Here is a 13012-nt window from a genome sequence, read left to right on the forward strand (position 1 = left end):
TGCTCCTAGGGGCAGGTGCTGGACCCGGTGGTCCGGCCGCCCGATGCCTGGTTGTGCACGACACAGTGCTTGGTGACCCCGGTGGTGAGGTCTCCATAGTTGTATTCGATCGTCGTCGGTATGCCGGAGTCCGGCTTCCCGTAGCGCGGTGTGATCCACAGGGTCACGGAATTTCCGGCTTCCAGGGAGTTACGGATGTCCTTCTCGACGCCGTCCCTGATGTAGGGGCTGTTTATCCGCTCGTACTGAGGAATGAGATTTCTCAGGTCCTTGCCGTTGCCGCCACCGAGCTTCGGCTGAAGGTGCCCGTTGTTCGGCTGCTCTCCCTGAGACCGGATCTCGTGCCACCCCGGGGGCTTCTTGCTGCCGGTGTCCGTCCCGGGTCCGGGATGGGCCTTCGTCGTCAGATCCGTGCTGTCGATGATGCCGTAGACCCCGGTGGCCCGGCATTCCTCCTGCTTCGAGAAGCTGTCGTAGTACCGCTCGCGCGGCAGATAGGTGACGTGCCCGGTGGCGCTCATCCCCGGACCGTCGTCGCACTTCTTGTCGCTGCGCTTGCGCCCCGCGCTGCCTCCGCCCGGCCGGTGGTCGCGCTGCGGGAGAGGGAGCAGGTCCTTGCCGTTGATGGTGGTGGGCGTGAAGATCGCGACCGCCAGCATGTTCAGCACCGCCTGCGCCGACACCGTCGTCGTCACAGCCGATCCGGCCGTCCAGATCGCGCTGGTCCACGTCGCCACCGCCGGCGGCAGCTTGGGTGCCGGGATGGGGTTCAGGCCGTTGTTCGGGTTCTGGTCGATCGGGGGCTTCGGGGGCTTGACCGGGGTGCCGCAGCGGCCGTTGCAGACGGTGGTGTAACCGCCGCCTCCGCCGCGGCTGCCGCCTCCGCGGTTGCCACCGCTGTAGTAGGAGTTGTTTCCGCCACGCGGAGCCGGCCCGGTGGCCCGGCCGCCGCCGCGCGGGGAGGAGCGGGGCTTGGACCACGACTGTCCCGCGATGTTGTCCGCCTGGCGGCGCAGGGCGTCCGCCGTCCGCTGGCCGGCGCAGCGGTCCACGATCCCCGAGTAGCAGGAACCGTTGCCGATCGAGTTGGACCCCGAGGTCCACGACCACCAGAAGACCTTCGCCGCCAGGCCGATCGGGGTCGGCGGGCCGAAGAGGTTGGGGCCCCAGCTCAGCAGGTCGTCCCAGAAGGCGTGGCCCGTGGGGTCGGTGCCGTTCAACGGGCCGCCGTCGCCGTACATGTAGCGGTTGCCGCGGGCGGCCGGGGAGGGGTCCAGCAGCCAGGTGTCGCGGGAGGCGAAGGAGCCGGTGCCGGGCTGGTACCAGCGGGACGCCATGTTCACGTCGCCGGAGGACGGGTCCGTCCAGCCGGACTGGAAGCCGAGCGCCGGGCTGGGCCCCTGGGCGGCGGTGACCTTGCCGTACGGGTCGTAGGCGCGGGAGCCCGTCAGGGTGCCTTCGGGGGTCAGCCGGCCCACCACGTCGTCGTGGCGGTCGGTGAGGGCCCACTGGCCGCCGGTGGCGTCGGACGTTGCCAGCAGGGAACCGCCCGGTGTGCGGCTGTAGCTGGTGGTGCCGTCGTAGGTGAGGTTGTTGGAGCCTCCGTCGTAGGCGAACGGGGTGCTGTCGTACTCGCTGACCCGGTCGAAGGAGTCGTACGAGAAGGTGGACGGGCCGTCGGTCACCTTGCGCTCGAAGGCGTCGAAGGTGCTCGCGCGGGGTGTGCCGCCCGCTTCGGTCTGCGTGCTGAGCGTGCCGCGCGGGGTGTAGGTGTACTGCGTGGTCCCGTCGGTGAGCCTGCGGTTGCGCTCGTCGAACGTCGCCGCCCTGCCGCCCTCGGACACGCGGTTCCCGGCCGCGTCCCAGCCGTAGCCGACGCTGGTCGAGCCGCGGGACCATTCGGTCATCCGGCCGGACCTGTCGTAGCGGTAGGAGTCGTCGCCGGCCCCGGCCGTGCCCCGCGTCTTCTTGCCGGTGAGCCGGTCGGAGAGGTCGTAGCCGTACTCCGTCGCCGTCTTCTCACCGGTGCCGTCCGGTGTGGTGATCCGGTCGGTGGTCAGGCGGCCGAGGTCGTCGTAGCCGTAGCTGCGGCGGGCCGTCGGGGTCCACTCCTGCGAGCCGTTCGCCTGCACCACGTAGCTCTCGGCGAGCGGCCTTCCGGCGGCGTCGTACTCGTACCAGATGTCACTCGCGGTGCCCTCGTCCCAGACCCAGGCCGGGCGCCCCGCGGTGTCGTAGCCGTAGACGGTGGTGTTGCGCTCCGTGCTGCGCTGGGTCATGTCGCCGTTGCTGTCGTACGTGTACCGGTTGGTGCCTCCGTGGCCCGCGGTCGTCAGGAGCTGGCCGCGGTCGTTGTACGCGTAGGTGTTCTGGACCATCAGGTCGTCGGTGCCGGCCGAGGTGATCCGTCCGGCGAGGTCGTACGAGAACGTCCTGGCGATCGTCCACGCCTCCGCGCCCGTCCCGGTCTCGCGGGTCAGCCGGCCCAGGCCGTCGTAGGCCTTCTCCCGCTTCACACCGCCCGGCAGCAGCTCGGCGGCCTGCTGACCCGCGGCGTCGTACACCGAGGTCCAGGTCCGGTCGGCCGCCGCCGGGTGGGCCGTGGTGGCCGGCTCGACGGTGGACTCCGGGAGGTTCCACGGGGTGAAGGTGAAGGCGGTCGTGTTGCCCTTGCCGTCCGTGACGCGGGTGCGGTTGCCCAGCGCGTCGTAGCCGAAGGTGACGGAGACGGACGAGGTGTCCGTGACCGGCTCGACCTGCTTCGTCAGCCGGCCCAGGGCGTCGTACGTGTAGGTCTTCCGGTCACCGGTGGGCGAGGTCACGGCGGTGCGGTTGCCGTCCGCGTCGAACTCCGCCGTCGCCGTGCGCAGGGCGGTGCTGCCGGTGCCGTAGTCGGCCGTGGCGACCGTGTTGCCCAGGGCGTCGTAGGCCGTGGTGGTGCGCCGGCCGGTGGCGTCGGTGGTCTCCGTGGTCCGGCCCAGGCCGTCGCGGCCGAAGCGCGTGGTGCCTGCCGGGGTGGTCGCGGTCAGGGGTTCGCCCGCCGCGTTGTAGGTGGCGGTGGTGGTGCGCCCGCCGGGGGTGACCGACGCCGTCTGGTTGCCGGCGTCGTCCCAGGTGAAGCGGGTGACCAGGTTCTGCGGGGTCGGGTACCTCTCGATGAGGGTGCTGGTGAGACTGCGGCCCAGCTCGTCGTAGGTGGCCTCGGTACGGGCTCCGGTCGGGCCGGTGGCGGAGAGCTGGAGCCCGGTCGGGGTCCAGGTGAAGCGGGTCACGCCCGCGCCGTCGAGGTCGCCCTGGGCCTGGTTCGGCGAACCGAACCGGCTCTCGGCCAGGTTCTGCACCGAGGGCGTCGCGGCGACCGGGTCGACCTTGCTCGCCAGGTTGCCGAGCTGGTCGTAGGTGTACCGGGTGGTGCGGCCCAGCGGGTCGGTCGTGCTGGAGGTGCGCCCCAGCCCGTCGTACTCCGTCCGCGCGACCGCGGTGATCTTCTGGCCGCCCGGCGGGGTGTAGTCCGGCAGGGTGACGGCGACGGTCCGGCCGAGCCGGTCGCTCTCCGTCCGGGTGACGGCTCCGTTCGGGTCCCTGGTGTGCGTGGCCTCGCCGAAGGTGTTGTAGCCGGTGGTGGAGGTGGGCCTGGCCGCCTCCACCACCTGGCCGGCGCGTTCGGTCCGGACCGGGGGAGCGGTCTGCTCGACGACGCGTCCCAGCGCGTCGTAGCGGTGGGTCGTGGTGTGGGCCGCCGGGTCGGCGCCGGTGACCTTCCCGCGCGGGGCGACCGTGGTGAGGAGCAGCCCGCGGGCGTCGTAGGAGTTGGTCGTGACGTACGAGTCGGATCCGTCCGTCACGGTCTCCTGCACCAGGTTGCCCGCCGTGTCGTACTCGGAGGCCGCCGTCACCGTCCGGCCGGCCGAGACCGACCGGGTCTGCGTGGTGAGCCGGTCGTCCGGGTCGTAGCCGAACGTGCTGACCCGGGCGAGGCCGCCGGGGTCGAGGACGCTGCGGGTGGTGCGGCCCAGGGCGTCGACGGTCTGCTCGACGGTGGTCCGTCCGCCGCCGCCGACGGTCCGGACCACGTTGCCGGCCGGGTCGTAGGCGGTGCTCTCCAGGACGATGTCGCGCTTCGTCCCGTCCGGCCGGCTGACCTGCCTGGCGGTCGTGGCCGCCGGCAGCCCGTCGTCGAAGTAGGTGTACGCGGTGGTGGCGCCCATCGCGTCGGTGCCGGCTGCCAGACGGCCGGCCGGGTCGTAGCTGTTGGACTCCGTCACCAGGTCCGCCGGCGCACCGGACGGGCCACCGGTCCACCCCTTCAGCACGGTCTCGGTGTGTTCGCCGGTCGGGGAGTAGGCGTAGGTGAGCACGTTGCCCGCGGAGTCCGTCGTACGGATCACGCGGCCGAGGGCGTCGTGGCCGTAGGCGGTCGTGCTGCCCTCGGCGTCGGTCACGCTGTCGTTCCGGCCCAGGGTGTCGTGGTGGTACGTGGTGGTCCGCTCGGTGTCACCGCCGGTCAGGTCCTCCACGGCCTCGGTCAGCAGCAGTCCGTCCGGGTCGAACGTGCGGGTGGTCCTCGCGGTGTGGGTGACACCGGTGATCTCGTTGCGCACCCCCGCACCGGTCTCCGTCACCACGCGGGAGCCGGAGTCGTAGGCGTAGGTGGTGGTGACTCCGCCGGGGTGGCCGGCGGCGTCCTGGGTCTCCGTCAGCAGCCGGCCCAGTCCGTCGTACGTGTACCTGGTGACGAGTCCGGACGGCGCGGTGGCCTGCGCCAGTTCGCCGTTCGCATAGTAGCGGTAGGTGGTCTGCGATCCGCCCGGCGTGCGCTGGGAGGCGGTCAGACCGGCCGGTACGACCCCGCCGCCCACGGCGGCCTCGGTCCCGGCCGTGTACGTCCGCGTCGTCGAGGCGCTTCCGGGGCGGGTCACGCTCGTCGGCTGGCCCTTGGCGTTGTAGGCGTACGCCACCCGGTAGCGGTCGTCGCGGTGGTCGGTGGAGCGCTGGTCCCGGTAGGTGAGCAGCTTGTCGTTGCGCGGGTCGAACGGGTCCGCCGTGTTGAGGTGGTACGAGCGGAACGACGTCCAGCAGGAGTCGGCGTCCCGGCATGTCGTGGTCGACACCACGTTGCCGCGCGCGTCGTGGCCGCTGACCGTGGAGTGCCCGTTGGGGTCCGTCACCGTGTGCAGGAAGCCGCCGGTGTCATAGGCGTACGAGGTGACTCCGCCGCGCTCGTCGGTGCGGGCGGTCACCCGCTGGCCGCGTACGGCGTCGTAGCTGGTGCTGCTGGTGTTGCCGAGCGGGTCGGTCACCCGGACGACCGAGGCCAGCCCCGAGTCGGCGGACTCGGACCAGGCGCGGTAGTGGCCGGCCACCTGGTCCTCGGTGAGGGCCCGGCGGTAGAAGGAGACCTCGTCCAGGTCGCCCTGGAAGTAGTAGGTGTTCGACGGCAGGCCCATCCAGCCCGAGCTGCCGTGGCCGCCGCCGAGGTAGGTGTAGGGACGTGCCTGGTCGGAGATGGCTCCGGCCAGTGAGCCGACCTTCGTACCGTCGAGATAGAGGCTCTGAGTGCTGCCCGAGCCGCTGAGCACGACGTGGTGCCACTTGCCGTCCGTCACCGCCTGCGTGGAGGTGATGGGCGTGGCACCGGTACCGGCCGCCAGGTAGAACTCGCCGCGGAGCTTGCCCGCGCCGTCGATGTTGAGCGCGGACCGCCACGAGGTCGGCGTCTGGCCGATGGGGGTGTTCTGGAAGCCCAGGAGCACGGCCGAGTGGGCCGTCGTACGGAACCACAGCTCCACGGAGAGGTCCGTCGTGCCGGCGAGGGTTCCGCCGGGCAGCTGTACGTGGCCGCCGTTGCCGAGCTTGAGGGAGCGGTTGTCGCCCTGCCCGAAGATGCCGGTCACCCCGGTCTTCGAGGTGCGCACCGTCCCGGTGTCCGGCCGGAAGGCGGCCGCCGTGGACGCGTCGCCGACCTGGCTGCTCAGCGTGGTGCCCTCGGTCTCCGAGAGGCGCCAGTACGCGGCGGGCGCGTCGGCGACCGTCACACCGCGGTACTGCTCACCGCTGCCCGACAGCCGGGCCCCGCGGGCCTGGAAGTGCAGTTCGGGTGCGGTCGCGGCCCCGTTCGGCGAGGGCTCGACGGTCCACTGACCGCCGGACGCCTGGTGGAAGGGGACGAGCGGCTTGTCGTAGAAGGCGACCTCGTCCAGCTGGCCCGTGAAGTACCGGTATCCGGCCGGCGATCCGTCCCAGCCGGAGGAGCTGTAGCCGCCGCCGATGTAGACGTGGGGGTGCCGGAACGTCGGCACACCGGTGTCGGTCTGGCCCTGGAGGTCGCCGTCGAGGTACAGCGCCTGGGCGAACTCGTTGCCGGTGAGCACGACGTGGTGCCACTTGCCGTCGGTCACGGCCTTGCCGGACTGGAGGCTGGTGGCGTCGGGGCTGAACTTGCCCCGCAGCACGCCGTTGGCGCCGATCGTCAGCATGGCGCGGTAGCCGGCCGGTGTCTCGTCCAGCTCGCTGCTCTGCATGGCGACGAGGACACCGGGTGCCTCGGTCTTGAACCACATCTCGATCGACATGGCCTTCTGCGTGCCGAGCGACTCCGCCGGCACCTTCAGGGAGCTGTCGCCGGTGAAGGTGGCGGCGGTGTCGTCGCCGTCGGCGAAGATGCCCGCGCTGCCCAGCCGTACGCCGTCGTAGTCGCCGTCGAGCGACTCGTCCAGCGGGCTCACCGCCGTGGCGCCGCTCCGCTCGCCGAGCCGCCAGTATCCGGTGGGGCCCGAGCGGGTGATGGTGGTCTCGTACGAGGAGGAGGCGGCGGAGTACGACGGGTCGGAGATCTCCCAGTCCCCGCCGTTCTCGTCCGTCGTACGGGACAGGCGTCCGCCGGCCGGGTCGTACGTGTTCTGTGCGTGCACGCGGCCGGAGGGCAGCGTGACCTTGGTCATCCGGGGGGCGCCGGTGCGGGCCGCGTAGTGTTCGTCGATCGTTCCGGGGCTCAGCGGGCGGTGGTAGACGGCCACTTCGTCCATCAGGCCGGTGAAGTAGCGGACGCCGGTGGCGCTCACCCCGTCCCACGCGCTGCTCGACCAGCCGGCCCCGAGGTAGGCGTTGGCCTTCTCGTAGTGGTCGATGGGACCGCTGAGCGAGCCGATCTGCTTGCCGTCCAGGTAGAGCCTCTGGGTCGTGCCCTCACCGACGAGGACCACGTGGTGCCAGCGGTCGTCGGTGACCGCGCCCGGGGAAACCATGGGGGTGACGGCCTTGCCGGTGATCTCGAACTGGCCGCGCAGCTTGCCGTCGCTGCCGATGGCCAGCGGGCTCCAGTGGTCCGGCTGCCCGTCGTCGAGGGCTCCGCCCTGGAAGCCCAGCAGCACACCTGGCTCGGCCGTCTTGAACCACAACTCCACGGAGAGGAACGCCGAGGTGCTCAGCGCCTCGTCCGGCAGTTCGGCGTAGGAGGCGGTGCCGTCGAAGGCGGCCGCGGTGTCGGTGGAACCGGTGGCGGCGCCCGGCCGGCCCAGCTCGATGTCGCGGTAGGTGAGGTCGTTCCGGCCGGAGGTGGAGGGCGCCTGGCTGCGGCCGGTACCGCCCTCGCTCTCGCCCAGACGCCAGTAGGAGACGGGGTTCTCGTCCAGGACCACGCTGCGGTACAGCGAGCCGTTCTCGTACGTGTAGGTGGTGCACGCCGTGGTCGAGGCGGGCGGGCAGACCCTGGTCAGCCGGTCGCCGTCATAGGTGTAGGACCAGGTGAGGCTCGGCGCGCCGGTTCCGGTGCCCTCGGTGGTCACCGACGCCACGCGCGGGCCGGACCAGGTGAAGCGCAGGGCGCGGCCGGAGAGGTCGTCCTTCACCTGGGTGAGCGGGCCCTCGCCCTCCTGGGCGTACGTGAGCGACTGCCCGCGTCCCAGTCCGTCGACGATGCGCATCAGCTTGCCGCTGTAGCCGCTGAAGTGGTAGGTGGTGCCCGACCGTTCGCGCAGCACCCACCCGCGGTACTCGGAGGCGCCCGGTTCGCGGACCAGGCTCAGCGCTCCCCCGGAGGGGCCGGTGTAGGTGCCGTCGGGGTTGAGGCCGAAGCGGACGCGGGTGCCGTTGCCGAGCATGACCAGCGTCGTGTCGTTGGCCGCGTCGTCCCACAGGCGCATGTCCCACTGGCTCGTCCAGCCCGCGCCGAAGGAGACGTCGGTACGGGGGTCCAGCGAGTTGTACTCGCGGCGCACCGCCAGCTCAGGGCCGACCGTGGGTATGGCCGCGTCGACGGCGGCGGTGGCGTAGTTGCCCTGGCGGGCGGAGAACTCGCGCCCGTCCTCACCGCCGAGGAAGCCGGTGACGGCCGGCTGCGGCACCTGGGTGGTGAAGAGGGCGGGGCCGGGGCGGGCGGACGTGGCCTGGCCGTCGTAGGCGTACGGGTACCAGGCGTAGGTCCGGCCCCAGGAGAGCCAGCCGCGCGGCACGGTCCACTGCTGGGCGGTACCCCGGGCGCCGGTGCGGCAGTTCTTGCGCAGGTTGTTGCCCGCCACCTCGCAGACCTCGAAGGTGTACTGGAGCGCGCTGCCCGGGTAGTGGTCGACGTCCTTCCCCTGGGCCCAGAGCGTCGGGGTGAGCGAGTCCATGACCGCGCCGCTGCCGGGCGAGGCCTTGGTGAGGCCCGGCGGCACGTTCACCGCGGAGATCTTCACGGCGGGGCCGGGCACGCCCGCGGTGGTGAACCTGCTGACGCCGGCGTCGTCCATGGTCCACTGGATGGTGTAGGTCGCCGGGGGCAGCGGGGCGATCTTCGCGTCCAGCGTCACGGTGCCGCCGGGCGGGACGGCGCTCGGCATGAGGGTCGAGCGGATCTTCGCCGCGTCGGTGATCTCCTTGCCCGACGCGTCCATCAGGTTGTAACGCAGCTTGTAGTTACCGCCCTTGGGCCAGGTCTCCTGGCCCAGGTTGGTGACGGTCACCTTCTGCACGCCCTCGGCGGTCGCCGTCATCGGCGTCACCAGCGCCCCGACCTTGTACGTCGCTCCGTACTTGGTCCAGGTGATGTCCAGGCGGGGCTTGCCGTCCGGGTAGTCGTCCGATCCGAACTGCTTCCAGCCCTTGGAGTCGCTGGTGGACGCCTTGAGGGCGAGGCCGTAGTTCGGCTTGCGGCCGTGCGTCCAGTCGTCGACCAGCTTGCGTCCGGCCTCGCCCAGCTTGATCCCTTCCCAGGCGGGGCCGCAGGACCAGGTGGTGGTGCCGGAGGGGCGCCAGCCGTGGGCGAAGCTCTTGGAGGCCAGCGAGGCGCCGGTCGTCGGGCCCGGGTACTTCGTCGTCGTGCTCTCCGACCAGTTCGAGTTGATCGGGTGCACGGTGACGGGACGCGCGGTGCAGGAGAGGGACCAGGTGTTGTAGACGTTCAGGCGGGTGTCGAGGACCCAGGCGTTCTTGAGAGTGGTCTCCACACCGCTGAAGCGGAGGAAGGACGCGGCCTTGTGCCCACCGCCGTCGTACGTACCGGTCTTGAGGACCGAGTCACTGGAGAAGTTCTGGTTGTACGGGTGCTGGACGTAGGTACCGGAGCTGGCGTCGACGGACTTGACCGAGGGGTCGACCCGGACCGGGTAGACCCGCTCGGGAGCGTCGAGCCAGCTCTCGTCCAGGCGCACCACGAGGACCTGCCGCCCGCCGGACGACTCGACGGCATAGGTGACGCCGGAGGAGATCGTGCCTTCGTTGGCGTTCTCCGCGAAGTCGGAGTCCTCCATCCAGCCCGCCGGCGTCCAGGCCCGCTGAGTGCCGGCCGCGTCGGTGAACACCACTCCGCCGTGTTCCGCGACGCTCGCGGTCAGGCCGGTGAGGGCGAGCGGGAAGCGCCATTCGGCCGGCGCGTCCTTGCTCTTGAGGATGATCGTCTCCTTGACGGAATCCGCCGCCGCGATGAACTCCAGGTCGGAGTCCTCGCGGAGGTCCGCGTAGGTCATCACGCTGCCGTCGGCCCGGCCGGGCGACGCGGCGGCGCCGTCCACGGCGTAGCCGATCGTGGTTCCGCCGGGCAGCCCGATGCTCACGACGGGGTCGCCGTCGGCCGTGGGAGCGAAGGTGACGGGGGACTCGGTGGAGCGGGTGTGCCACTCCTCCTGGCCGTCGCCGCTCATCGTCCGCGCGCCCTGCTCCTCCCGGCGGACCAGCTCCGTGTCGATGGCCGGCCAGTCGCCCCTCGGACCACGGAAGTTGACCGGCTCGGTGAAGAAGCGCGTGGTGAAGGTGCCATCCGGGTTCCGGAACGTGCGCTCGCGCTCCTTGCGCTCCTCGGGCACCTCGCGGCTGGCCTCGGCGTCGTACCCGGTGACCTCCGACGGGGAGGGCACCGATGTCTCGACCGCCGGTCCGGGCTCCGGCACCTCGGGCAGGCCACCGAGGTCCGTCGCCGGAGGAGGAGTCTCGGCGGGCAGCTCGCCGGGAGCCGTCAGGGCGTCCGCCCGGCCGCCCTTGGCGGCTGCCTCGGTGGCCTCGGCATCGGCGGCGTGGCCACGGCCGCGGGCCGATCCCCAGCGCTGGTCCGGTGCGTCCCCGGTGGCGGCCGCGGGCGTTGCCCCGTCGCGTCCGGTGGGCAGGGCCGCCAGTGCGGTCTCGGTACCCGCCAGAACGGTCATCAGAAAGGCAACGGCTATGACGTGTGAACGTGCGGCGCGCACGGAATCCCCCAGGGCCAACGACGGTGAGCAGGGGAATCTCTATGCCATCCGCCGAGTCCTCCACAAGGACTTCACTAAATGACTTATTCGTGAAGTGAAAAGGATCACGTATGCAAATCCTGAAATAGCGTCATGAGGGCAGCAGGCGCCGTCGGATGCTCACATCCCCGGCGGCGGAGTAGGCGCCCCCGGCAGCCTGATCGTCGCCACCGTGCCCGGGCCGTCGCCCTCCGGGACCGGCTTCAGCGTGATCTCGCCGCCCGCCTGCTGGACCGTGCGGGCCACGATGGACAGGCCCAGGCCCGAGCCCGGGAGCTGGCGGGCGGAGGGCGAGCGCCAGAAGCGTTCGAAGACGTGCGGGAGCTCCTCGGCGGGGATGCCGGGACCTCGGTCACGTACCGTCAGCTCGCCGCGGTGCAGGTGCACGTCGATCGTGGCGCGGGGCGGGCTGAACTTCACCGCGTTGTCCAGGACGTTGACGATCGCCCGCTCCAGGGCCGCCGGTTCGGCCCGTACGTACCACGGGGCCAGGTCGGCGGTGATGGTCAGCTCGGGGCCGCGCAGGCGGGCGCGTTGCAAGGCGGTGCGGGTGATGTCGTGCAGGGCCACCACCTGGAGCGGGCCGGGACCGGCGGCGTCCGGGCGGGCCAGTTCCTGGAGGTCGCCGATGAGTGCGGCCAGCTCCGTCATCTGCGCCTTCACCGAGGCCATCAGCGCCTTGCGGTCCTCCGGCGGGATCACCCGGCCCGTCTCGTCGCTGCGCGCCAGCAGCTCCACGTTGGTCCGCAGCGAGGTGAGCGGCGTGCGCAGCTCATGGCCCGCGTCCGCGATCAGCTGCGCCTGGCGGTCGCGGGACGAGGCCAGCTGGGCCGCCATGGAGTTGAACGAGTGCGACAGGCGCGCGATCTCGTCCTCGCCGTCGACCGGGATCCGTACGGTCAGGTCCTCCGTGCGCGCCACATGCTCCACCGCTTCCGTGAGTTCGTCCACGGGCCGCAGGCCCGCGCGCGCCACCCAGAGCCCGGCCGCGCCCGCGCCGATCACGCCGATGCCGCCGACCAGCGCGAGGACCCAGGCGAGCGTGGAGAGCGGCGCGTCGATCTCGCTGAGCGGGCGGGCCACCGAGACCGCGAGCTGATTGTTGGCCTGGCCGGAGCTGACCACCGGCGGCAGCTTGCGCGTGTAGACCCGCATGTCCTTGCCGTCGTCGTTCGCCGTCGTGTGCAGCGCGTCGCTCCGCCGCCCGGCCGCCACGGCGACATCACTCGGCTGAGCCGGGACGGGCGTGGTGTTCGGGGCCGTGCAGTAGCTGCCGTTCGCGGCCACGATCTGCACGGTGTACTGGCCCGGGAACTCCTGCGCCGGCAGCTGGCCGCCGCTCAGGCACGAGGACAGCAGGTCGCGCATCGGCTCGTTGTCCATCTTCGCGTTGCGCAGCGAGTCGTCCAGCTGGTCCTCCAGCTGGGCCCGGGTCACGAACCAGCACGCCACCGCCACCGCCGCGACCGCCACCGCCACCGCCGTCGCCACCAGGAGCGCGAGCCGGGAGCGCAGCGGCAGCGCGCGGAAACGCCGTACCAGAGCCCTCCTGGGAGGAGGTGCCGCCGTGCTCACGCCTCGCCGCTCCCGCCCGTACGGAGCGCGTAGCCGACGCCGCGCACGGTGTGGACCAGGCGCGGCTCGCCGCCGGCCTCCGTCTTGCGGCGCAGGTACATCACGTACACGTCCAGCGAGTTGGAGCTCGGCTCGAAGTCGAAGCCCCAGACCGCCTTCAGGATCTGCTCCCGGGTCAGCACCTGGCGCGGATGGGCCAGGAACATCTCCAGCAGCGTGAACTCGGTACGCGTCAGCTCCACCCGGCGCGCGCCCCGCGTGACCTCGCGCGTCGCCAGGTCCATCCGCAGATCGGCGAAGGAGAGCACATCGTCGTCGGACACCTCCGCGCCCGCCGCCGACGCCGCGTACGAGCTGCGGCGCAGCAGGGCCCGGATGCGGGCGAACAGCTCGTCCAGCTCGAACGGCTTGACCAGGTAGTCGTCCGCGCCCGCGTCAAGTCCGGTGACCCGGTCGCCGACGGTGTCGCGCGCGGTGAGCATGAGGATCGGCGTGGTGGAGCCGGTGGCGCGGATGCGGCGGGCGGCGGTGAGGCCGTCCATGCGCGGCATCTGGATGTCCAGGACGATGAGGTCGGGAGCGTACGCCTCGGCCATCGCCAGCGCGTCGTAGCCGTCGACCGCCACCTGCGTGCCGTACCCCTCGAAGGCGAGGCTGCGCTGCAGCGCCTCCCGTACGGCCGGTTCGTCGTCGACGATCAGGATGCGCTGCGGATCGTCTTCGGCGGGGCTCATCGCGGT

At 71.6% G+C, this 13012-nt stretch carries 3 protein-coding genes; all 3 read right to left on the reverse strand.

Annotated elements, in window-relative coordinates:
- Positions 1 to 5: 5 nt before the first annotated feature.
- The 3 genes from ABZ267_RS27555 to ABZ267_RS27565 all read right to left on the reverse strand — a co-directional run bounded on the left by ABZ267_RS27555 (position 6) and on the right by ABZ267_RS27565 (position 13006).
- Positions 6 to 10616: a LamG-like jellyroll fold domain-containing protein gene (locus ABZ267_RS27555; RefSeq protein WP_356755759.1), complete on the reverse strand. Its 10611-nt coding sequence runs from the start codon at positions 10614 to 10616 to the stop codon at positions 6 to 8.
- Between the two features lie 201 nt (positions 10617 to 10817).
- Positions 10818 to 12272, reverse strand: a complete 1455-nt coding sequence (locus ABZ267_RS27560; protein WP_356755757.1) for a HAMP domain-containing sensor histidine kinase — start codon at positions 12270 to 12272, stop codon at positions 10818 to 10820.
- On the reverse strand, positions 12269 to 13006 hold the full coding sequence (locus tag ABZ267_RS27565; RefSeq protein WP_356755755.1) for a response regulator transcription factor: 738 nt from the start codon (positions 13004 to 13006) through the stop codon (positions 12269 to 12271). The genes ABZ267_RS27560 and ABZ267_RS27565 overlap by 4 nt, the downstream gene beginning before the upstream one ends.
- Positions 13007 to 13012: the final 6 nt, after the last annotated feature.

Origin of the sequence: Streptomyces sp. NPDC006174 (assembly GCF_040614075.1) — a bacterium.
Lineage (GTDB): Bacteria > Actinomycetota > Actinomycetes > Streptomycetales > Streptomycetaceae > Streptomyces.

Excerpts from the sequence above, each read along its gene's own strand:
- ABZ267_RS27555 (WP_356755759.1), bottom strand. The coding sequence starts at position 10,616 with ATGACCGTTCTGGCGGGTACCGAGACCGCACTGGCGGCCCTGCCCACC.
- ABZ267_RS27565 (WP_356755755.1), bottom strand. The coding sequence starts at position 13,006 with ATGAGCCCCGCCGAAGACGATCCGCAGCGCATCCTGATCGTCGACGAC.